The sequence below is a fragment of the Bifidobacterium pullorum subsp. gallinarum genome, from assembly GCF_000741215.1.
In the GTDB taxonomy this organism is placed as follows: domain Bacteria; phylum Actinomycetota; class Actinomycetes; order Actinomycetales; family Bifidobacteriaceae; genus Bifidobacterium; species Bifidobacterium pullorum_B.
Genome location: NZ_JGYX01000005.1, coordinates 190,894 through 213,277, shown reverse-complemented (window position 1 = coordinate 213,277; position 22,384 = coordinate 190,894). Strand labels below are relative to the sequence as shown.

Annotated in this window: 19 protein-coding genes and 2 tRNA genes; 15 read left to right on the top strand and 6 right to left on the bottom strand. The window is 66.5% G+C overall.

Going from position 1 to position 22,384, the window contains the following annotated elements; translation table 11 throughout:
• Positions 1-101: 101 nt before the first annotated feature.
• On the top strand, positions 102-404 hold the full coding sequence (locus tag BIGA_RS06665; protein WP_129238074.1) for a DUF3039 domain-containing protein: 303 nt from the start codon (positions 102-104) through the stop codon (positions 402-404).
• Positions 405-583: 179 nt separating this feature from the next.
• Here the strand turns inward: BIGA_RS06665 and BIGA_RS06660 are convergent, their stop codons facing one another.
• Positions 584-1,597 carry an aldo/keto reductase gene (locus tag BIGA_RS06660; protein WP_033505383.1) on the bottom strand — a complete coding sequence of 338 codons (1,014 nt, stop codon included), beginning with the start codon at positions 1,595-1,597 and terminating at the stop codon, positions 584-586.
• Positions 1,598-1,728: 131 nt separating this feature from the next.
• Positions 1,729-3,051, bottom strand: a complete 1,323-nt coding sequence (locus BIGA_RS06655; RefSeq protein WP_033505382.1) for a nicotinate phosphoribosyltransferase — start codon at positions 3,049-3,051, stop codon at positions 1,729-1,731.
• Between the two features lie 183 nt (positions 3,052-3,234).
• Here BIGA_RS06655 and rph point away from each other — a divergent pair, with 183 nt between their 5' ends.
• Positions 3,235-3,993: a ribonuclease PH gene (gene rph / locus BIGA_RS06650; protein WP_033505380.1), complete on the top strand. Its 759-nt coding sequence runs from the start codon at positions 3,235-3,237 to the stop codon at positions 3,991-3,993.
• A gap of 116 nt (positions 3,994-4,109) precedes the next feature.
• On the top strand, positions 4,110-4,778 hold the full coding sequence (locus BIGA_RS06645; protein ID WP_033505525.1) for a non-canonical purine NTP pyrophosphatase: 669 nt from the start codon (positions 4,110-4,112) through the stop codon (positions 4,776-4,778).
• 153 nt (positions 4,779-4,931) lie between these two features.
• Here BIGA_RS06645 and BIGA_RS06640 read toward each other — a convergent pair whose 3' ends face one another.
• From BIGA_RS06640 to BIGA_RS06630, 3 genes are all read right to left on the bottom strand, one after another.
• Positions 4,932-5,930 (bottom strand): AEC family transporter, encoded by a 999-nt coding sequence (locus BIGA_RS06640; protein ID WP_033505378.1) that lies wholly within the window; start codon positions 5,928-5,930, stop codon positions 4,932-4,934.
• Positions 5,931-6,000: 70 nt separating this feature from the next.
• Positions 6,001-6,084 (bottom strand) — tRNA-Leu (locus tag BIGA_RS06635).
• Positions 6,085-6,162: 78 nt separating this feature from the next.
• Positions 6,163-6,238: transfer RNA gene (locus BIGA_RS06630), tRNA-Thr, on the bottom strand.
• 160 nt (positions 6,239-6,398) lie between these two features.
• Here BIGA_RS06630 and BIGA_RS06625 point away from each other — a divergent pair.
• The 10 genes from BIGA_RS06625 (at position 6,399) to BIGA_RS06580 (ending at position 16,790) form a co-directional block, all read left to right on the top strand.
• Positions 6,399-7,724 carry an acyltransferase family protein gene (locus BIGA_RS06625; protein ID WP_237744071.1) on the top strand — a complete coding sequence of 442 codons (1,326 nt, stop codon included), beginning with the start codon at positions 6,399-6,401 and terminating at the stop codon, positions 7,722-7,724.
• 164 nt (positions 7,725-7,888) lie between these two features.
• Positions 7,889-9,586, top strand: coding sequence for a glucose-6-phosphate isomerase (gene pgi, locus BIGA_RS06620; RefSeq protein ID WP_033505375.1), 1,698 nt, complete (start codon positions 7,889-7,891; stop codon positions 9,584-9,586).
• 264 nt (positions 9,587-9,850) lie between these two features.
• Positions 9,851-10,750, top strand: coding sequence for a DUF362 domain-containing protein (locus tag BIGA_RS06615; RefSeq protein ID WP_051917148.1), 900 nt, complete (start codon positions 9,851-9,853; stop codon positions 10,748-10,750).
• A 40-nt stretch (positions 10,751-10,790) separates the two neighbouring features.
• Positions 10,791-11,357 (top strand): ECF transporter S component family protein, encoded by a 567-nt coding sequence (locus BIGA_RS06610; RefSeq protein WP_033505373.1) that lies wholly within the window; start codon positions 10,791-10,793, stop codon positions 11,355-11,357.
• Between the two features lie 166 nt (positions 11,358-11,523).
• Complete coding sequence (locus tag BIGA_RS06605) at positions 11,524-11,964, top strand: DUF1893 domain-containing protein (RefSeq protein ID WP_081929543.1); 441 nt, start codon at positions 11,524-11,526, stop codon at positions 11,962-11,964.
• Positions 11,965-12,215: 251 nt separating this feature from the next.
• A complete protein-coding gene (rplS, locus tag BIGA_RS06600) occupies positions 12,216-12,587 on the top strand; it encodes a 50S ribosomal protein L19 (protein WP_033505372.1) in 372 nt (123 codons plus the stop codon).
• A 136-nt stretch (positions 12,588-12,723) separates the two neighbouring features.
• Positions 12,724-13,461: a signal peptidase I gene (gene lepB / locus BIGA_RS06595; RefSeq protein ID WP_081929572.1), complete on the top strand. Its 738-nt coding sequence runs from the start codon at positions 12,724-12,726 to the stop codon at positions 13,459-13,461.
• Positions 13,462-13,563: 102 nt separating this feature from the next.
• Entirely contained in the window at positions 13,564-14,301 is a 738-nt protein-coding gene (locus BIGA_RS06590; RefSeq protein ID WP_033505370.1) for a ribonuclease HII, read from the top strand.
• A gap of 186 nt (positions 14,302-14,487) precedes the next feature.
• Positions 14,488-15,333, top strand: coding sequence for an ABC transporter ATP-binding protein (locus BIGA_RS06585; protein WP_051917146.1), 846 nt, complete (start codon positions 14,488-14,490; stop codon positions 15,331-15,333).
• Complete coding sequence (locus tag BIGA_RS06580) at positions 15,330-16,790, top strand: FtsX-like permease family protein (RefSeq protein WP_033505368.1); 1,461 nt, start codon at positions 15,330-15,332, stop codon at positions 16,788-16,790. Before BIGA_RS06585 ends, BIGA_RS06580 begins: the two co-directional genes overlap by 4 nt.
• A gap of 12 nt (positions 16,791-16,802) precedes the next feature.
• On the opposite strand, the gene BIGA_RS06575 is transcribed toward BIGA_RS06580, so the two are convergent.
• Positions 16,803-17,744, bottom strand: coding sequence for an AEC family transporter (locus tag BIGA_RS06575; RefSeq protein WP_033505366.1), 942 nt, complete (start codon positions 17,742-17,744; stop codon positions 16,803-16,805).
• 352 nt (positions 17,745-18,096) lie between these two features.
• Between BIGA_RS06575 and dapE the strand changes: the two genes are divergently transcribed.
• Together dapE and BIGA_RS06565 are read left to right on the top strand one after the other, a co-directional pair.
• Positions 18,097-19,254 (top strand): succinyl-diaminopimelate desuccinylase, encoded by a 1,158-nt coding sequence (dapE, locus tag BIGA_RS06570; RefSeq protein WP_237744086.1) that lies wholly within the window; start codon positions 18,097-18,099, stop codon positions 19,252-19,254.
• A 304-nt stretch (positions 19,255-19,558) separates the two neighbouring features.
• Positions 19,559-22,258 carry an Rne/Rng family ribonuclease gene (locus tag BIGA_RS06565; protein WP_033505514.1) on the top strand — a complete coding sequence of 900 codons (2,700 nt, stop codon included), beginning with the start codon at positions 19,559-19,561 and terminating at the stop codon, positions 22,256-22,258.
• Positions 22,259-22,384: the final 126 nt, after the last annotated feature.

Sequence of the window (22,384 nt, the reverse complement as noted above, 5' to 3'; positions counted from 1 at the left end):
GTGTCGCGGCCGCGCGCGGGTGGACGTTGCCGTTTCGCCGCTTTCGGCTCTATGATGGTGGGCAACCGCAGGCAGTGATATATGAGGTGTAGGGAGTTTCGATGATGACCGATGCGATGTGGAACGACGCCGACCCGGTTTCCCCGCTGTCGAGCCCCGACGAGGGGACCGGCACCGCGGTGCTGGAGCGGCCGGAGACCCGCGAACAGTCCGACATGACCGACAACGGCGATGCCGACCGGTTCGCGCATTACGTGTCCAAGGACCGCATCCAGGAATCGAAGCTGACGGGCCGTCCGGTGGTGGCCCTGTGCGGCAAGGTGTGGGTGCCCAAGCATGACCCGTCGCAGTATCCGGTGTGCCCGGACTGCAAGCGCATCTACGACGAGATGCGCAACTGGTGACGGGCGGCGTGCTCGTTCATTGATCGCCGTGCGCGGAACCATGTCGTAAAAAGAGCCGGTGACAGGCGGAGTACGGATAGAGTCATCTGTACTCCGCCTGTCACCGGTTTGAAACGAGTCCCAGGCCATCGGACACGGTACCGATGGCGGTAGTGTGCTCGGACTTGGGCTTGCTCGAATCAGGCCAGTGAGATGAACTTGATGACGCTGAGTTCGCGGTCGGTGAACTCGGTATTCTCCAGTGCCTTGAGGTTGGCGAGGAGCTGCTCCGGCTTGGAGGCGCCGACCAGCACCGAGGTCACCGCGTCGTCGTGCAGCAGCCAGGCCAGCGCCATCTCGGCCAGCGTCTGGCCGCGCATGGCCGCGATGTTGTTCAGGTCGTGGATCTGCTTGAGCTTGTCCTCGGTCAACGCGCCGGCATGCAGGAATCGGCCGTCGGTGGCGATACGGCTGTCGGTGGGGATGACGCCGTCGAGATAGCGGTCGGTCAGCAGGCCCTGGTCGAGCGGGGAGAAGGTGATCAGCCCCAGACCCAGGCGCTGCGATGTCTCCTTGAGCCCGTTGCGCTCCACGGTGCGGTCGAAGATGTTGTAGCGGTTCTGGTTGATGATGAACGGCACATGCATCTCATTAAGGATGGCGGCGGCCTTCTCCAGCGTCGGCCCGTCGTAGTTCGACAGTCCCACGTACAGCGCCTTGCCGCTGGCCACAATCTGGGCGAGTGCCCCCATCGTCTCCTCAAGCGGCGTCTCCGGATCCATGCGGTGATGGTAGAAGATGTCCACATAGTCCAGTCCAAGCCGCTTCAGGCTCTGGTCCAGCGAAGCGATCAGATACTTGCGGCTGCCGAGGTCGCCGTACGGGCCGGGCCACATCTCATAGCCGGCCTTGGTGCTGATGATCAGCTCGTCGCGATGCGCGGCGAAATCCGTGCGCAGCAGCTGACCCACGTTGCGCTCGGCGGAACCGGGTTCCGGCCCGTAGTTGTTGGCCAGGTCGAAGTGGGTGATGCCGTGGTCGAACGCGGTCCGGGTCAGCTGGCGCATGGTCTCGAACGGCGTGTGGTCGCCGAAGTTGTGCCAGCAGCCCAACGAGATGGCCGGCAGCTTCAGCCCGCTGCTGCCGCAGCGGTTGTAGGTCATCGCGTCGTAGCGCGTGGGCGAGGGCGTGTAGGCGGAGGTCGGTTCCATCATGGTGGTTCTCCTTCGAACATCAGGTGTCGGTCATCGGTCCGCGGGCCTGGCGGACGGTGCCGTCCGGGCCTTCCGGGGTCATCGTCCGACGCGGTGTCCCCGAACGGCCCGTCGGACCGGGCCCTGCGGGCTCACAGCACGGTGGTTTCGGTCGGGATCACCGGCTCGCCGCGCATCAGGCTCTGCGCGGTGATGGGCAGCTCGGCCAGGGCCTGCGCACGGTAGTCGTGGGCGGCCATGATCGCGTCATGCCCCTGCCAGGTGGCGTCGATCTGGCCGTGGTCCACGAAGTCGACCAGCAGGTCCTTCCACCCCTCTTCGGGGCGGAAGGCGGCCAGCTGATCCTCCGAGCCGGAGATGACGTGCTCGCAGTCGGCCAGGTTGTATTCATAGGAGCGGAACGCCAGCTTGCGGCCCGGCACGGTGGCCTTGTCCTTCGACTTCTTGGCCACCGGCTGCATCACGCCGTCGGCGTTCTCACGCTCGGTGAGCTTGTAGACCATCGCGCAGGTGGGAGCGCCCGAGCCGGTGACCAGCCGGGTGCCCACGCCGTACGAATCCACCGGAGCGGTCTGCAGGGCGGCCAGCGCGTACTCGTCAAGGTCGTTGGTCACGGTGATCTTGGTGTTCGTGGCGCCCAACGCATCCAGCTGGTTGCGCACGCGCTGGGCGAGCGCGGCCAGATCGCCTGAATCGATGCGCACGCCGCCGAGTTCCGGTCCGGCGACCTCCACGGCGGTCTTCACGGCCTCCTCGATGTTGTAGGTGTCCACCAGCAGCGTGGTGTTCCTGCCGAGCGCATCGATCTGCGAGATGAAGGCGTCGCGCTCGGAATCATGGACGAGCGTGAAGCAGTGCGCGGCCGTGCCGATGGCCTTGAGCCCGTACAGCTGCGCGGCCAGCAGGTTGGCGGTGCCCTGGAAACCGCCCACCACGGCGGCGCGGGAAGCCGCCACGGCCGACCACTCGTTGGTGCGCCGGCCGCCCATGTCCATGCACGGGCGGTCCTTGGCGGCGGTCACCATGCGGGAGGCCGCGGAGGCGACCGCGCAGTCGTAGTTGAGGATCGACAGCAGCAGCGTCTCCAGCAGCGTGCACTCGCCGAACGTGCCCTCCACCTGCAGCACCGGCGAATTCGGGAAGAACATCTCGCCCTCGCGATAGCCCTTGATCGATCCGGAGAAGTGGAAACGCTCCAGCCACGCGATGGTTTCGGCGCTCACGATCTTGCGGTCGGAGAGGAAGCGCAGATCATCGTCGTCCAAGTGGAAACGCTCGAGCGCGTCAAGGATGCGACCGGTGCCGGCCACCACCCCATACCGGCGGCCCTCGGGCAGATGCCTGGTGAAGATCTCGAAGACGCATTTGCGGTTGGCGGTGCCGTCCTTGAGCGCGGCGTCCAGCATCGTGTATTCATACATGTCGGTCATCATGGCCGGCGAATAATCAACCATCGTTGCCCCTCCTTCGGTGAGGAATATTACCCAGAAGCGTAGTGAATCGGGGCGACGGCCCCGCAACCCGCGAATCGGCAGCCGCGCAGGCGCGGTCGGGGCGTCCGTTGGCGTCCGGGACGGCGAACGGGTCGGGGCCGCACCTGCATCCGGAGCTATGCCCCAGGTGCTAGGTTGGGTGGCATGGCTGAAATCAAGGATCTGCTGAACAATGTGGTGCTGCGTCCGGATGGGCGTGCGGCCGACGAGCTGCGCCCGGTGCGCATCACCCGCAACTTCACCGACGCCCCGGAAGGCTCGGTCCTGATCGAATGCGGCTCGACGCGCGTGATGTGCACGGCCACGTTCACCACCGGGGTGCCGCGATGGCGCAAGGACTCCGGGCTGGGGTGGGTCACCGCCGAATACGCCATGCTGCCGCGCGCCACCGCCGAACGCACCGACCGGGAGTCGGTGCGCGGCAAGATCGGCGGCCGCACGCATGAGATCAGCCGCCTGATCGGGCGCTGCCTGCGCGGCGTGGTGGATATGAAGGCCCTGGGCGAGAACCAGATCCAGCTGGACTGCGACGTCCTGCAGGCCGACGGCGGCACCCGCACGGCATCGATCACCGGCGCGTATGTGGCGCTGGTCGACGCCCTGCGCTGGGCCGAACGCAACCGCAAGATCAAGCGCGCTGACAAGGTGCTCAAGGACTGTGTGTCCGCCGTGTCTGTGGGTGTGATCAACGGCACGCCGATGCTGGACCTGCCGTATATCGAGGACAGCCAGGCCATGACCGATATGAACGTGGCCATGACCGGATCGGGGCAGTTCATCGAGATCCAGGGCACGGCCGAGCATCGTCCGTTCAGCCGCGACGAGCTGAACCAGTTGCTGGATCTGGCCGAAAAGGGCAACAAGGAGCTTCAGGCCGCCCAGCGCGCGGCGCTGGCCGAATGATGAGGTTCGCACTACCTCGGGGTTCCGAATGAGAACGGTTGGAAATGGCCGCCTCGGAATCCGAAAGGCGAGGTAGTGCGAACCACCGAAAGGAACGACTCATGACCACCACTGACCTGACGATCGTCGTCGCCACGCATAACGAGGGCAAACTGGCCGAGATGCGCCAGATCCTTGAGGAGTGCCTGGGGGAGCGCGCCGCCGGCGTGCGACTGGTGTCCGCCGGTTCGATGAATCTGCCGGACCCGGTTGAGGACGGCGTGACCTTTGAGGAGAACTCGCTGCTCAAGGCCCGCGATGTGGCCGAACGCACCGGACTGCCGGCCGTGGCCGACGACTCCGGCCTGATCGTGGACGTGATGGGCGGCGCCCCCGGCATCCTGTCGGCCCGCTGGTGCGGCCGCCACGGTGATGATGCGGCGAACAACGCATTGCTGCTCGCCCAGATCGAGGACATCCCGGACGCCAAGCGTACCGCCCGGTTCTGCTGCGCCGCCGCCCTGGTGGTGCCGGCTGCCGAGGCGGATGGCAACGGACGCCATCGCATCGCCCGGGAGATCGTCCGTACTGGCGAGATGCCGGGCGTCATCCTGCGCGCCGCCCGGGGCGAGCACGGCTTCGGCTACGATCCGCTGTTCGTGCCCGACGACCAGCCCGGCCGTACGAACGCCGACGGCGAGCCGCTTACCAGCGCCGAGATGACCCCCGAGGAGAAGAACGCCATCTCCCACCGCGGCAAGGCCCTGCGCGCCCTGATGCCCGAGCTGGCCGCCGCACTCCTTTGAGCCCAACCTTGCCGTCTTCGTCCCCCGTTCTCGGACTCTGATCTATTCCCCTCGTCGGCCGTGGGGTAAATCGTTGAAATACCGCGGTTCTGTGAGATGGATCAGGGTCACGATAGATCAGAGTCCGTAAACGGGGACCGGGTTGGAGGGGCGTCAGGACAGCAGGAGGTGGGCGCCGGTCATCAGCGCCATCGCAATGACCGCGCTCAGTGACAGCGTGAACCCCGCCAGCCGCGCGTTGCCCAGCACCTTGTCGGTGTACAGCGTGGCGAAGATCGCCGTCGGCGCCAGGCAGCACAACGCCACGGCCTCGCGCGTGACGGCATCGAATGGCAGCAGGAACCATGCCGCCGCGGCGAAGAGCACTGCGAACGGCACGCGCCAGCCCAGAATCTCCAGCACGTCGCGCACATCGTGGCGCGAGGCGGGCAGATCCATCAGCATGCCGACCATCAGCATCGAACAGAACGCGTTCGCATTGGAGAACGGCTGGCAGAACGTGCCCAACCATTCCGGCAGCGTCACGCCGGCGATCATCAGCACGATCATCAGCACATAGGTGTCGAACGACGGCGATGAAGCGAACCCCTTGACCACGTTGCGCAGCAGGGCGCGGCGTGCCAGACGTCGGGCGTCGCGGTCGGCGGGTCGGGTGTACGGCAGCGTCGGCGCCTCGCCGGCCCCCTGCTCGGCCAGCGTGCGGCCGGGCTGGATGTGCAGCAGCGTCTGCGTCATCACATTGGTGCCCGCCGAGACCATCACGCAGTTGCCGACGTCGAACATGGCGGCCGGCACCAGCGCCGCCGGGCCGATCAACGACTGCAGGACCGGGAAGCAGAAGCAACCCACGTTGTACCCCGACCCGTTGAGCATCAGGAACGCGCGGTCGGCCACGGGTCTGCGCCACGAGTAGACGTACATGACCAGCGTGGGCACCAGCGCCGCCACGAACGCGAAGGCCGACACGACGAGCAGGCTCACGTCGTGCGGGTTCGTGGCGAAGGAGTAGATGATCGCGCCCGGCAGGATCAGGTTGAACTCGGCCTTCTGGATCACCCGGTAGTCGCGGTCGCCGAACAGTCCGAAGCGTTTGAACAGGTAGCCGGCGGCGATGATGAGCAACAAGGTGATCGGCTGGATGAGTGCGGACATGGAAACGCTCCCGGTTGGCCTGTGGCGTTGACGAGGTTTGACAACGGATGGCAACGAATGACGAAGGATGTGGTGCGCGAGATGGGACTCGAACCCACACGTCCGAAGACACAGGAACCTAAATCCTGCGCGGCTACCATTACGCCACTCGCGCGCATTGCCGGCCGCGGACGGAACCGAAACCGCCGGTTATGCAAAACCCTAGGCCGCGGATGCGCCGCGCCTAGGGCTGTGGAGCCACTTGACAGAATCGAACTGTCGACCTGCTCATTACGAGTGAGCCGCTCTACCGACTGAGCTAAAGTGGCGTGGTCGTGCGGGCAGCATACGCGACCCGCGCACGAGAAATAGATTGTAGCGCAAGGTGGCGATTTGTCCAATTCGCCGTGTCACCGTGGTCGGTGCATGACGCGGTATGCTGTGAGGCATTGGTGTCGGACCGGCGGTATGGAGAGCGAGGGGTTGCCGATGGCGAACGCAGATAGTGGCCGAGCCAACAGCCGTCGCATGGCGGATGTCGGGGCCGACGGCGTGTCCCGCGACGGCAACCTGCGCGCCGCACATACCGCGCGCGCCGCACACACCCCGCGCGCCGTGCGCAACGTGCGTGTCGAGGCGATGCGTTTGGCGGCCATCGTCGGCATCTCCCTATTCCATACGATGATGCCGTGGACGGCCCAGGCGCTGTGTGATCCGGCGGCCGGCTGCAGTCAGATCGGCGACATGCTGGGGTCGGACCCCACGGTGTTGGCCGTGCTGGGCATCATCGCGCTGATGGGCGCATGGGGCAATCATGTGTTCTTCATGATCTCGGGGTTCTATCTGATCCCCTCGCTGGCGCGCCGGTCCAAGCAGGCGGGGTATTGGCACGACGCGTTGCGGGGCACCGTACGCCGTGTGCTGGTGATTGCCGTGTCGGTGGTGTTGGTGGCGGTGGTCGCGCTCGCATTCGACGCGTGGGTCATGCCGTTGGTGAATGTGCATCTGGTGTGGCAGTGGACGTTGGGGATTGAATTCGTGTGGCTGTACGCCGCGTTCGTGGCGGTGGCGCCGGTGCTGGCCTGCCTGTTGCGGCGTGTGCCGGCGCGGATCCGCGTGGCGGTCGCCTGCATGCTGGTGGTCGCTCTGGTGATGGTGAACGGGTACGTCGCGTTCGTCTCTCCGGGCGACGCCGCCACGCGCGGGTTGACCGACTGGCGTAAATGGATGAGTGCGATCACGTATGCGGTGTCCTTCGCGATCGCCGGTGTGGCCGGCATGTCCGGGGCGCCGCGGCCCGCTGATCTGCCACGATGGCGGCACCGTTGGATGAAGGCGTTGGTGGCGGTCGCCGCGGTGGTGCTGACGGTGGAGGCGGTGGCCGCGATACGCAGGGATGTGACGCTGATCGCCCAGCTGTCGTACAAGTCGACGTCCGCGGCGTCGATGGCGTTGGCGTTCCTGCTGGTGATGGTATGCGCGTCGGGGTCGGGCGGCGGGAGCGTGGACCTGGCTCGTGCCTCGCGCGAGGCGGGGGCGTCCGGTTCCGTGGCGGCGCGGGCCGTGGCGTGGCTGGCCTCCGGCATCCTGGGGTTCTACATCGTGCAGTCGGTGTTCGGCACGGTGGCGATGGATATCGTGATTCAGGGGCTGCTGGCCGACGTGACGCGATGGGCCGCGTCCGGCGGCGGCGCTGCGGGGCTGTGGCTGCTGGCCGAGGGGACGGCGGTTTCGGTGGGGTATGTGGTGGTCGTGGCCGTGCTGGATGGGCTGATCCGCCGTCCGGTGCTGCGGATGCTGCGATTGGGGCGATAGCGAACCGCCGCGGCGGTTCTGCGAACGTTTGCAGAATAAGTGGCGGCGGATGCGCGTCGCGCTGCGGGTCTGTCCAATTTCGTGGGTACCGTGGTGCTTGAAGAGCAACGGCGCGGAGCGACTTCCGTGCCGCTTCATTCGGAAAAGGAAAGGACCTGTTCACTATGGCCATCAATCCTCCTGTTGACGCCACCCAGACCCCGGAGTGGGCCGCGCTGCAGAAGCACTACGACGAGCTGCAGAGCGAGGGCGTCAGCCTCAAGCAGTGGTTCGCCGACGATCCCGAGCGCGTCGAGAAGCTGAGCTTCGACGCCGGCGACCTGCACTTCGACCTGTCCAAGAACCTCATCAAGCCGGAGACCCTCAAGCTGTTCGCCGACCTCGCCAAGGCCGTCAAGCTCGACGAGCGCACCAAGGCCATGTACACCGGCGTGCACATCAACAACACCGAGGACCGCGCCGTGCTGCACACCGCGCTGCGCCGCCCGGTCGAGGACGAGGGCAAGTACATCGTCGACGGCCAGGACACCGTCAAGGACGTGCGTGAGGTGCTCGGCCGCATCTACGCCTTCGCCGACAAGGTCCGCTCCGGCGAGTGGACCGGCGTGACCGGCAAGAAGATCGAGACCGTCGTCAACATCGGCATCGGCGGCTCCGACCTGGGGCCGGTCATGGTGTACGAGGCGCTCAAGCCGTACGCCGACGCCGGCATCTCGGCCCGCTACATCTCCAACATCGACCCGAACGACCTGGCCGAGAAGACCAAGGGCCTCGATCCGGAGACCACGCTGTTCATCATCGTCTCCAAGACCTTCACCACGCTGGAGACCCTGACCAACGCCCGCGGCGCCCGCACCTGGCTGCTTGAGGAGCTCAAGGCCTCCGGCGCCATCGACGGTTCCGAGGAGAAGAAGGCCAAGGCCATCCGCAAGCACTTCGTCGCCGTCTCCACCAACCTGGAGAAGGTCGCCGAGTTCGGCATCGACCCGGAGAACGCCTTCGGCTTCTGGAACTGGGTCGGCGGCCGCTACTCCGTGGACTCCGCCGTCGGCACCTCGCTCGCCGTGGTCTTCGGCCCGGCCCGCTTCGAGGAGTTCCTGCACGGCTTCCACGAGATCGACGAGTACTTCGCCAACACCCCGTTCGAGCAGAACGCCGTGGTGCTGATGGGCATGCTCAACGTGTGGTACCGCAACTTCTTCAAGGTCGCCTCGCACGCCGTGCTGCCGTACGACCAGTACCTGCATCGCTTCCCGGCCTACCTGCAGCAGCTGACCATGGAGTCCAACGGCAAGTCCGTGCGTTGGGACGGCACCCCGGTCACCTCCGAGACCGGCGAGATCTTCTGGGGCGAGCCGGGCACCAACGGCCAGCACGCCTTCTACCAGCTGATCCACCAGGGCACCCAGCTGATCCCGGCCGACTTCATCGCGTTCGTGAACACCCCGAACCCGCTGAAGGACGGCGATCAGGACGTGCACGAGCTGTTCCTGGGCAACTACTTCGCGCAGACCAAGGCGCTCGCGTTCGGCAAGACCGCCGACGAGGTGCGCGCCGAGGGCACGCCGGAGGAGATTGTGCCGGCCCGCGTGTTCACCGGCAACCGTCCGACCACCTCGATCCTGGGTGTGGCGCTGACCCCGTTCGCCGTCGGCGAGCTGATCGCGCTGTACGAGCACATCACCTTCGTCGAGGGCACCGTGTGGGGTCTGGACTCCTACGACCAGTGGGGCGTCGAGCTTGGCAAGCAGCTGGCCAAGGAGATCACCCCGGCCATCTCGCAGGACGACGAGGCGCTGGCCGCGCAGGATGCGTCGACCCAGTCGCTGATCCGTTTCTACCGCGAGCACAGGGAGTTCTGAGCTTCGCTCAGAACGCTGTGCCCAGCGCGGGCATGCAATACGGCATGCCCGGCTACGAACAGTCCACCGGACTGTTCGTCATGGGAGTTCTGAGCTTCGCTTGGAATGCTGTTGAAGACCCCGGCTACGGCCGGGGTCTTCCCATACCTGGAAGCTATGGAATCCAGTATGCCGCCGCATTGGTGATGCGTTCGCATCCGGCGTATTGTCATATCGCTGGCGGTATCGTGAGCATATACAGCCAATATCGCAAGGAGGCAGCATATGGTGACGACCTATCAGACCGACTCGCCCACCGCATCGGTGGTCTACATGACCCGGGACATCAGCCCCGCCGGACTGATGAAGGCCTACGAGGCGCTCGGCGTCAAGCCGAAGGGCAAGGTGGCTGTCAAGCTGAGCACCGGCGAAGGCGGCAACACCCATTACCTGCAGCCGGCGCTGATCAAGGACCTCGTACAGCGTCTTGACGGCACGATCGTCGAATGCAACACCGCATACGCCGGCACCCGCAACGAATCCTCGAAGCATTGGGAGACCATCAAGGAACACGGCTTCATGGAGATCGCCCCGGTGGACCTCCAGGATGAGGAGGGCGAGATCGAGATTCCGATCGAGGGTGGCAAGCGCCTGACCAGCGACACCGTGGGCTCACACTTCCCGAACTACGACTACTATGTGGTCCTCTCCCACTTCAAGGGCCATGTGATGGGCGGCTTCGGCGGGGCCCTGAAGAACATCTCGATCGGCATCGCCTCCTCACACGGCAAGGAACGCATCCATTCCGGCCAGGACGAGGCGCTGCCCAACGCGTTCGACGGCGACCACGACTCCTTCCTGGAGGCCATGGCCGAGGCCGCGACCGGCGTGTTCAACGCGCTGCACGGCAACATGCTGTTCATCAACGTGATGAACAACCTCTCGGTCGATTGCGACTGCGACGGCAACCCGCACGCCCCGCAGATGAACGACATCGGCATCCTCGCCTCGCTCGACCCGGTGGCCGTGGACCAGGCCTGCGTGGACCAGGTGTACCTGTCGGACGACAACAACGGCCCGCTCATCGAGCGCATGGAGTCGCGCCACGCGATCCACACGGTCGAACACGCCGTCGAGATGGGCCTGGGCAACCGCAACTACCGTCTCATCGACCTCGACGCCTGATCCGCGTCCGGAATCGAGCTTGCATAGAAGGGAAACAGATATGGCAACAACAATGAGCATCAGCCGCACGCGCGAACTGCCGTCCGTCAAGGTCCAGGCGCTCGCCACGCTCGCGGCCATCGTCGGCGCGGTTGCGATCCCGCAGATCTTCCACGTCGTCGGCGCGATCTCCGGCCTGGGCACCGGGCTGGGTGAGGCCTTCCTGCCGATGCATCTGCCGATCATCCTCGTCGGCCTGTTGGCGGGCCCGTATGCCGGCGCGATCGCCGGTGCGTTCGGCCCGCTGGTCAGCTTCGCGCTGTCCGGCATGCCGGGACTGGCGATGCTGCCGTTCATGGTGATCGAGCTGGCCGCCTACGGTCTGATCGCCGGTCTGCTGCGCACCGCCAACATGCCGACCATCGCCAAGGTGCTGCTGGTGCAGGTCGGAGGCCGCGTGGTGCGTGCCGCCGCGATTCTGTTCGCCGTGGGCGTGCTCGGCAACACGACGGTGGCCGTCGCCACGATCTGGATGAGCGTGCTCGCCGGTCTGCCCGGTCTGATCCTGCAGTGGGGCCTGATCCCGCTGATCATGTTCTGGGTCGAGCATCGCGCCGCCAAGGAGTGACGCCTGTCGATACGGTCTGATGATTGATTGAAAGCCGCTTCTGTCCGTCGCATGCACGGGCGGGGCGGCTTTCAAACGTAAGGGTGCGGTCGTGTCGATTGGGACCGTCCGTCTGGCGTCCCCGTGGGCGGACGGTCGTAAGACAGACGTAAAGGAGAACAATGTAATGACTATGAACGATGACTGGCTGCGCGCGCAACGCGAACTCAGCGCCCATGATGAGCTCGGCTGTGTCGCCTGCCGTGGCGGCGAGACTCTCACCGGTACCGGCCGCGGTGTCAAACCGCTGCTGGCTTGGCTGGCCGCGGGGCAACGGCTCGACGGATTCTCCGCCTCCGACCGGGTGATCGGCAAGGCCGCCGCCATGCTGTACATCCAACTGGGCGCGGTGGCCGTGCGCGGCCATGTGATGAGCGAGGCGGGCCTGGCCATGCTACAGTCCCATCACGTCGAGGCCGCCTATGACGAACTGGTGCCGATGATCCGCAACCGTGCGAACACCGGTATGTGCCCGATCGAACAGTCGGTGCGGGACATCGACGATCCGGCGCAGGCCGAGGCGCCGATCCGGGCCGCGGTCGCCCAGCTCATGGCCGCCCGGTCCTGACCCTACCTGTCTCTCTTTGGATCGCCGGTGTCCGAATGCGCGGCTAAAATGGAAAGCCGCTGTGCCGGGAGATTGGTCGCCGCATGAACCGCTCTCCTCACCAGGGTCCAGCCGGTCGGCCGCAAGGCTTGGCATCCGGCGGATTGGCAGGCTTCCCGCGGGCAGACCCAAAGGAATGACGACCCCGGGCGGGCTGAACGCCGCGCCCCGAACCGAGGCGCTGACATGCGGCAGCGTTGGAGGAAACCATCATGGTGAATGCTATCGAGGCATTTGACGCCAAGCACATGAAGCCGGCCGAGGAGATCCCGGACTTCCGTCCCGGTGACACCGTTGACGTGAACGTCAAGATCAAGGAAGGCAACAACTCCCGTATCCAGACCTTCACCGGCGTGGTGATCGCCCGTCAGGGCGCTGGCGTGCGTGAGACCTTCGTCGTGCGCAAGATCAGCTTCGGCACCGGTGTGGAGCGCCGCTTCCCGCTGCACTCCCCGTCCATCGACTCGATCAAGCTGGTCCGTCGCGGCCGCGTGCGTCGTGCGAAGCTGTACTACCTGCGCGCTCTGCGCGGCAAGGCCGCTCGTATCGTCGAGCGTCGCGACAACAAGGCCACCAAGGCCTGAGTCGTACGCCGACATCGTAAACGCGAATGCAACCCGGTGCGCCGCAAGGCCTCCGGGTTGTTTCATATGACCAGTCGCTATGATGGAACGCGACGCCGCCAACCGGAGACGCCGCCGACGCAAGGAGGACACGCGGATGCAAGCATCGCCCAATCCCGATGACGAACGGGACCTGCGCACCATGGTCGTGGCCGACCACGGCGTGGATCCCTCCCCCGTGCCCCGTCATAAGGCGCCGGCGCGTCAAACCGCGGGCATGGGCTTGCGCGACACCCTGATCTGGTGCGGCATACCGGTACTGGTCATCCTGCTGCTGCGCGTGTTCGTATTCGGCATGTACGCCATCCCCAGCGGATCGATGGAGAACACCATCATGCCCGGCGACCGCGTGCTGACCCTGTCCCTGGCACCCAAGGCCGTGGACCTGCGCCGCGGCGACATCGTGGTGTTCAAGGACCCCGCCAACTGGCTGCGCAACGAGCAGAGCAACGGTGTCTTCGGCAAGGACAGGCTCATCAAACGACTGATCGGACTGCCCGGAGACGTGGTCGAATGCGCGGGCGAGGGCAGCCCCGTGACCATCAACGGCGTGGCCGTCGACGAATCCTCATACATCCGTGAGGGCGTCTCTCCCAGCAGCTTCCCGTTCCGCGTGGAGGTCACGGAGGGACATGTGTTCGTCATGGGCGACAATCGTTCCAATTCCGCCGATTCCCGGTACCATCAGGACGATGAGGAGAACGGTCTGGTGCCGTTGGAGGACATCGAGGGCGTGGCGTTGGCCACATACTGGCCGTTGCGGCGCATCGGCGTGCTGGACGCGCATCACGACGTGTTCGCCGACGTGCCGGGCAGGCAGTCGGTCGGACTGTGATCCATCCGGGCGGTGATTGCGGGATGCGGGAAGCGCATTCTTTCCGGACTGTGATCTATTCGGCATCGTGGACATCAACTACTACCGCGGTGGGAGCGAGATATGGTGCATGAGAGTCCGACGCTGGAGTTGGAACGGGAACTGGCCGCACAGGGGTATGGTCTGATTGTGGGGTTCGACGAGGTCGGACGCGGTGCACTGGCCGGTCCGGTGATGGTCGGCGCCGCGGCGATACGCGCCTGCGACCTGCCGGAGCTGGCGGTTCCGGACGGTGTCGCCGATTCCAAGATGCTGACGGAACGACGCCGCGAGACGCTGTTCGAACCGCTGCAGGCGTGGTGTGCGGCGAGCGCGGTCGGACAGGCCAGCAACAGTGAGATCGACGAGTGGGGCATCAGTCATGCACTCGGCATCGCGGCCCTGCGCGCGCTCAACGCCGTGGAACGGCAGCTGGGGCTTATGTCGCCTGCCGGCGGTGGGCGGGCCGTGTCTGCTGCCCAGGACGCGGCGACGATGCGGGTCGGGGCGATTCTCGACGGGCCCAACGATTACATCACCAAAGCGCTCGACACCTTCGACGCGCCGGACGTGCCGGTTCCCGCACACGTCGTCACCCAGGTCAAGGGCGACCGCCACTGCGCCACGGTGGCCGCGGCGGCCGTCATCGCCAAGGTGACCAGGGACAGGCTCATGGTGGACATCGCCCGCGGCAATCCGCGGTACGCGCCGTATGAGTGGGACCGCAACAAGGGGTACGGTTCCGCCGCGCATCGCCGCGCCATCGCCGAACTCGGCCCCACCCCGCTGCACCGCACCAGCTGGCACCTGACCGGCGAATGACCGGCACTGACTCCTCCCTTACGGCGACACCGCCTAATCCGCAAGGATGAGCCCGGCCGGCACCGTCACGCGGAATCGTCCGTCGGCCCGATGCCGTGCGCGTGGCCGCGGCCGTAGCCTCAAGGTATGAGAAGCAAGAACCCCACAGCATTCACCGCGAATCCCGATATCGAGCGGACCGGCGCCATGCGACCGGACTACGCGTCCGGCGTTCCCGCCTCCGCGATTCTGAACGCCTCCGACCTGGTCATGGACTACGGCGCCGCCAACGTCCGCGCCGCCGCCGACCACGGCACCGCCGGCACAGGCCCCGCATCCGTGCATACGCTCGCACTCAACCACGTCGACTTCACCCTACGCGAGGGCGAATCGGTCGCCGTCATGGGCCCCTCGGGCTCCGGCAAATCCACCCTGCTGCACGCGCTGGCCGGCATCATCCGGCCGACCGCGGGCACCGTGACCTTCCGTGGCGCGAACCTGACCGCCATGCCGGACGCGGCGCGCACCAAGCTGCGCCGCAGCGCCTTCGGCTTCGTCTTCCAGTCCGGCCAGCTGCTGCCCGAACTGCCGGCGGTCGAGAACATCGCGTTGCCGATGATGCTGGGCGGCGTGGATTACCGCCGCGCCACCGATGCGGCGATCCTGTGGCTGGAACGACTCGGCTTGCGCGCGCTCGCAGGCCAGCGTCCGGGGGAGATGAGCGGCGGGCAGATGCAGCGCGTGGCCATCGCCCGCGCCCTGTGCGTGCAGCCGGCCGTGGTGTTCGCCGACGAACCGACCGGTGCACTCGACCAGACCACCGGGCGCGAGGTCATGTCGATCCTGATGGAGGCGAGCCGCGCGAACGGCGCCGCCGTGGTGGTGGTCACGCACGACCCGAACGTCGCCGCCTTCTGCGACCGCACCATCACCATGCAGGACGGGCGTCTGGCGGATCTGCCCGGTGCCGCCGGCGGGCATGACGAACGCGTGGTGTCGGCCCCCAGCTGGCAGGGGCGAACCCCGGCCGCGGGAACCGAGGTGGCCCGATGAGCACCTTCGCACTCTGGCGTCTGTTCCACCGCCCCGGCCGCAGCGACACGACCGCGCACACCTCAGCGCTCGCCATCATCGCGTTTGCCGCCGCCACCGCGATCTTCCTGACCGTGCTCGGCGGCCTGCACGGTTTCGTCTGGCGCGCCTCCGCCGACCATACCATCGGTTGCCTGTTCAGTCCCGACGCCTGCGCGCCCGGCACCTACGAGGCGTTCTCCCGCCGGCTCGCGGACGACCAGATGACGCAGATGGCCTCGACCTACGTGGTGCTGGCCATCTTCGCCTGCGTCCTGCTGGTCGTGCCGTTCGCCGCGCTCGCCGGTTCGGCCGCGCGGTTGGCGGCCTCCCGCCGTGACACCCGTCTGGCCGCGTTGCGTTTGGCGGGCGCCACCACCGGCCAGGTGGTGCGACTGACCGCGCTCGACGCGGCCGGCCAGGCGTTGGTCGGTTCACTGATTGGCATCATTGGATACTTTGCGATCATGCCGTTGATCATGCTGCTGAACTTCCAGAATCAGCGGTTCACGTTCGAACAGCTGTGGGTGGGGTCGATCGCGCTGGTGGCCGTGGTGGCGGGCGTGACCGTGCTGGCGCTGGTCTCGGCGCTGATCACGCTGCGCCGCGTGGCGATCACCCCGCTGGGCGTGATGTCCCGCGCCGCCGAACCGCTGCCCGCCAAGTGGCGTGTACTGATCTTCCTGGTCGTGGTGGCCGCCGCATACCTGGTGTTCTCGAACCCGACCATGCTGACCGGCCTGGGCGATGCGATGATCTACGCGGTGGTCATCGGGTTCTTCTTCCTGGTGTTCGCGGTGGTGAACCTGGTGGGTGTATGGGTGGTGGCCGCCCGCGCCCGCGTCAAGGCCCGTCATCCGAAGGACGCCGCCACGATGATCGCGATGCGCCGCATCCTCGACAACCCGAAGCGCGCCTGGCGCAACGTCTCCGGTGTGGCGTTGGCGGTGTTCGTCGCCGGCATCACCTCGATCTGCGGATACCTGTCGACCAGCGCGTGGACCTCGGGCGGCGCCGTGCCGCCGGCCGACGACCCGGGCGTGACGATGATGCGCGATATCGGCACCGGCGGTCTGCTGACGCTGGGATTCGCCGCCGTGCTGGCCGCGGTCAGCTGCGGTGTGATGCAGGCGGGCTCGGTGTACGACCAGGCGGCCGAATACCGGATGCTGGTGTTGGAGGGCACCGACGTGAAGACGCTGAACCGTGCGCGGTTCAAGGAGGTGCTGACGCCGCTGACCACCGTGGTTGTGGTGGCGGGCGGCTGCTCGCTGCTGCTCATGTTCCCGCTGTTCGCGGCCTCGATGACGCAGCCGGCCACGATCCTGAGCTTCGTCGGCGGCGTGGCGCTGTGCTTCGCGCTGGTGTCGGTGGGTGCGTTCGCGTCCAACCGCGTGGCCGCCAGCCTGAACCTGACCGACTACCGCGCCGACGACTGATCGGGTCGGGTATCAGCCCAGCAGCACGGCGACCAGGGCGATGACGACGGGGCTGGTCATCGTGCTCAGCAGGATGCCGTCGCGTGCGAAGGTGGTGCCGACGTTGTAGCGCGCCGCGTAGTTGTACACGTTCTGTCCGGTCGGCAGGGCGGCGAGCACCACGCAGGCGTACAGCGTCGGCCCGCGGAATCCCATTACGAAGTAGGAGAGCAGGAACGCCACCAGCGGCATAACGAGGTTCTTGAGCACGGTGACGGTGACGGTGGCCTGGCGCGCGGTCCTGTCCTGCATCGGCCTGGTGCCGTGCAGGGACATGCCGAAGGCCATCAGGATCATCGGCACCGCGGCGTCGCCGATCATGTCGATCGGGTCGTAGAGGAAATCGGGGATGACGAACCAGCCGGTCTGTGCCGAGACCACCGACACCGCGATGCCGAGCAGCGAGGCGATGAGCATCGGCTGATGGAAGGGCTGCTTCAGCACCTCCTTGGCCGACACGCGGCCGGTGGTGGCCATATCGAGCACGGTCAGCCCGACCGGTGTGAACAGCGCCTGCTGCATGACCAGGATCGGCGCCACCAGCGCCGGATCGTCGAGGATGTAGGTGGCAATCGGCAGGCCGATGTTGTTGGAGTTCAGATACAGCGAGTTCAACGCACCGATGGTGGCGTGGGCCGCATCCATGTGGAAGTGCAGGCGGTTGACGATCAGGAAGATCACGCCCACCGCCATGGCGGAGGCGAACGCCACCACAATCGACGAATGGAAGATGTCGAAGATCGGCTCCTTGGAGAGGATGGCGAACATCAGGCAGGGGCTGCACACGAAGAAGCTGAAACGATTGAGCACCATCTGCGCGCTCGACCCGCCGATGCGCAGCCGGGCCGCGATGTATCCGGCAAGGATCACGATGCCGATGACGCAGAATCCCTGCAACGCGTTCAGCAGTCCCATATCGTCTCCTTGCCTGTGCCATGATCACGCTCGTGCGTGGCGTTTCGGATATGGTTACCAGTGTGTCATCGGCGTGCGGCCGTCACCGTTCCCGTCTCACATCGCGCCGCACGACACTCCCGGCCTTGTTCGGACCGTGCGACATCGTGACTGTGGGAGGAGTTGGAGCGTTGGCGAAATATCAACGTTTTGGGGACTTGTATCACAGTCACGATGTCGCAGAGTCCGTAATAATCCGGGAGCGTCGATTATCGGGATGGGAGCGGGTAGGCTGGGGGACATGAGTGATGAGATGATGCAGGCCGCGGCGATCGAGACGCCGGCGGAGATCGGGTTCGCGCCGGATGCCACGATGGAAGAGGCGTTGGCCGCGCTGATGGAACAGATCATGGCCGTGTATTCGGTGAGCGACGACGAGGGGCCGTTGACCGACATGGTGGAGCGGTTCCTGCGCCGCCAGCCGCATCTGACGGTCCGCAGGCACGGCGATACGCTGGTGGCCTCGACCGATCTGGGCCGCGAGCGCAGGGTGATCCTGTGCGGGCATCTGGATACGGTGCCGGTGATCGACAACTTCCCGCCGCGCTGGCTGGAGTCCGGCGATCCGGCGATCCGCGGGGAGATCGCCGCCGCGCATCCGGACGAGCGTGTGATGTGGGGGCGCGGCGCCACCGATATGAAGGCTTCCGACGCGGCGTTGCTGTATCTGGCGGCCACACTGACCGAACCGAAGGTCGATCTGACCTACGTGTTCTACGACCATGAGGAGGTTGTGGCCGAGAAGAACGGCCTGCGCAAGGTGGTTCAGGCACACCCTGAATGGATCCAGGGTGATTTCGCGATCATCGGCGAGCCGACGAACTGCGGCATCGAGGGCGGCTGCAACGGCACGATGCGCTTCGACGTGGTGTCTCACGGCGTGGCCGCGCACTCGGCACGCGCGTGGATGGGGGAGAACGCCATCCACAAGGCCGGCGAGGCGCTCGCGCGTCTCAACGCCTATGAGCCGCAGGCCATCACCGTGGACGGTCTGGAATACCGCGAGGGCCTGAACGCCACGCTGATCTCCGGCGGCAACGGCACGAACGTGATCCCGGACGAGTGCCGCATCCATGTGAACTACCGTTTCGCCCCGGACAAGGACATCCGCCAGGCCAAGGCGCTGATGATGGGCGCGGACGCCGGCGCGGAGCTGAACAACGGCGAGCATACGGCCACCGGCGGCGTGTTCGAGGGCTTCGGCATCGAGATGAAGGACGAATCGCCGTCCGCCCGCCCCGGCCTGGACGATCCGCTGGCCCAGTCGCTGGTCGGCCTGGTCCGGGAACGTACCGGCCGCGAACCGGTGGCCAAGCTCGGTTGGACCGATGTGGCCCGTTTCGCCGCGCTCGGCATCCCCGCCGTCAACATGGGCGCCGGCGACCCGCTGCTCGCGCACAAGCACGACGAGCAGGTGCCGGAAAGCGACCTGACGCTGATGGCCGGCATCCTGCGCGACTGGCTCGGCTGATCGCATCAGGCGCGTCGGATTGGGGGCCGACGCGCCTGAAAACCAATGCGGGGTAAACGGTCGGCAAAAAGTGTGTCATACTTATGGATGGTGGTTCTGCACACCACCACCGAAGCCTGGAGATGGCGTCGATCCCCTCGCGTGAGTGTTCCGCGAGCGCCGGTGTCCGCCATCGAGCAGCAGAGACTTTTGCAGGATGAGCCTGTGCGGTGCGCGATTGCGCGCGACCACGGTGAGAGCGTGGGGTGACAGCCGCGGCGGGCCGGACTAAGGCGACGTGGTGCAGCGCGTCGTGAGGAGCATTGTGCCCAGAGCGAACCGTGAGGGTTTCGACGAGAACGAAACCGTTGATCAGTCATTGTCGGAAACATCGGCATCCGAAGCGCCGTCCGAACCGGCGACCCCGCCGCGCCGCCGTCGCGGACGCCGCGTCACCCGTGAGGTGGGTGCGGCCGGCGCCACCGTGGCGCTGCAGGTGCAGGATCATTCGATGCCGCTGTTCGAGGAGCCGCATCTGCCGAGCCACCAGGAGCCCAAGCCGGAGCCTGCGCCGTCCCATGACGAGGAGGAGCAGGTGGCGCCGCGTCGTCGTTCGCGCCGTGCCGCCGGTACTGCCGAGCGCCGCGGGACCGAGCGCGTCTTCCAATCGCCGTTCGACGACCCGTCCGGCGACGCCCGTGCGCTCGACGCGGTCGAGTCGTTGCCGGAGGGCCATGAGTCGCGTCGCCATCCGCGTCCGATGACGTCGTTGCTGTTCCAGGAGCCGGTGCTGCCGGAGCTGCGCCCGCGCCCCGTCGAGCGTGACGATGACGACCGTGAGGAGGACGAGGACGAGCGTCCCGCCTCTCGCCGTACCCGTTCGCGCCGCGCCCGCAGCCGTGAGGATGAGCGTGACGCGCGCCGCGACGAGGCCGAGGAGCGTGAGGAGGACGAGCCGCGCCTGTCGCGTCGGCGTCGTTCCCGCAGCCGCGAGGAGGAGCCCGATACGCGCCGCGATCGCGAGGAACCGCGTGCCGAGGAGCGGGAGGGCGCCGATGCCGCCGACGAGGAGCCGACGCGTTCGTCGCGTCGTTCGCGCCGTCTGAACGCCCAGGAGCGTCGCGCCGCGGCCGAGGTCGAGCAGATCGAGGAGGACCTCGAACTCGACGAGATCACGTATCTGCCGATCGACGAGGAGCGCCCCGCCAAATCCGACGACGAGGAGGAGGGGACGACGCGTCGTCGCCGTCGCCGCTCGCGCGGCGGCAACCGCGAGGATCGTGCGAACGACGAGCGGTCGCGCGAGGAGCATGAGGAGCATCCCCGTGAGTCCTCCCGCGAGGATGAGGATGACGAGGAGCAGACCGTCACGCGCCGTCGCCGCCGTCGCCGCGGGGCCAAGTCCTCGGACGAGCAGGAGCAGCCGCTGACCCGCCGTTCGCGCAAGCAGCAGTACATCGACGAGATCACCGATGTGGAGGGTTCGACCCGTCTGGAGGCCAAGAAGCAGCGCCGCCGCGACAACCGCCGCGAGCGCAGCCGCCAGAACCAGCTGATGGAGCAGGATTTCCTGGCCCGCCGCGAGAACGTGGAACGCCTGATGGTGGTGCGCGAGCGCGAGCGTCATACGCAGATCTCGGTGATCGAGGACAACGTGCTGGTCGAGCATTACGTCTCCGACATCCAGGAGGTGGCGACCGTCGGCAACATCTATCTCGGCCGCGTGCAGAACGTGCTGCCGAGCATGGAGGCCGCGTTCGTGGACATCGGCCAGGCCCGCAACGGCGTGCTGTACGCCGGCGAGGTGAACTGGGACTCCACGCGTCTGGAGGGCCAGCCGCGCCGCATCGAGCTGGCGTTCAAGTCCGGCGACCCGGTGCTGGTGCAGGTCACCAAGGATCCGATTGGCCACAAGGGCGCGCGCCTGACCTCGCAGGTCACGCTGGCCGGCCGCTTCCTGGTGCTGGTGCCTTCCGGCGGTATGACCGGCGTCAGCCGCAAGCTGTCCGAGCGCGAGCGCAGCCGTCTCAAGGGCATCGTCTCGAAGATCGCCCCGAAGGATATGGGCGTGATCATCCGTACCGCGGCCGAGGGCGCCTCCGAGGAGGCGATCGTCAAGGACCTCGAGAACCTCGTGCACCAGTGGGAGCGCATCACCGCCAAGCGCGACGAGTTCCTGCACGGCAAGCGCCCCAAGCTCCTGCAGGGCGAGCCGGATGTGGCGATCCGCGTCGTGCGCGACATCTTCAACGACGACTTCAGCAAGATGATCGTCGAGGGCGACAAGGTGTACGCGCGCATCGAGGAGTACCTGGACACGATGGCCCCCGACCTGAAGGGCAAGCTGGAGAAGTGGGACCCGGCCGAGCACGAGGGCAAGGACGTGTTCGACAAGTGGCAGATCGACTCCCAGCTCCGCAAGGGAATGGAGCGTCAGGTCTACCTGCCGTCGGGCGGTTCGATCGTCATCGACCGCACCGAGGCCATGACCACGATCGACGTGAACACCGGCCGGTTCATCGGCCGCGGCAAGAGCCTGGAGGAGACGGTCACCCGTTGCAACCTGGAGGCGTCCGAGGAGATCGCCCGCCAGCTGCGCCTGCGTGATATCGGCGGCATGGTCATGATCGACTACGTGGATATGGTCATGCCCGCGAACCGCGACCTGGTGCTGCGCCGGCTGGTCGAATGCCTGGCGCGCGACCGCACCAAGCACCAGGTGGCCGAGGTCACCTCGCTGGGTCTGGTGCAGATGACGCGCAAGCGCATCGGCCAGGGTCTGGTGGAGGCCTTCTCCGAGGAGTGCCCGACCTGCAAGGGCCGCGGCTTCATCCTGCATGACGAGCCGACCGTGTCCGCGGACTTCGACGACCCGTACGCCCTGAAGGGCGGCGACCCGTTCGTCAAGACGAACAAGCACGGCCAGGGCACGCAGGTGCAGATGCCGCAGGGTTCCTCGCCGGACGTCAAGGCCAAGCTCGCCCAGATCGCCGCGGCCGCCGTGGCGGCCAGCACGGAGGAGTGACGGCGTGTCGAGTTGACACGCACGACTCGTCTGCTTGCGCTCGTACATGGGTCGGTGTAGATTAGATAGTCGGTGTCTGGCTGAGACGCTTTGCCGTGCCGGACAGAACAGCTTCCAAAAAACTAG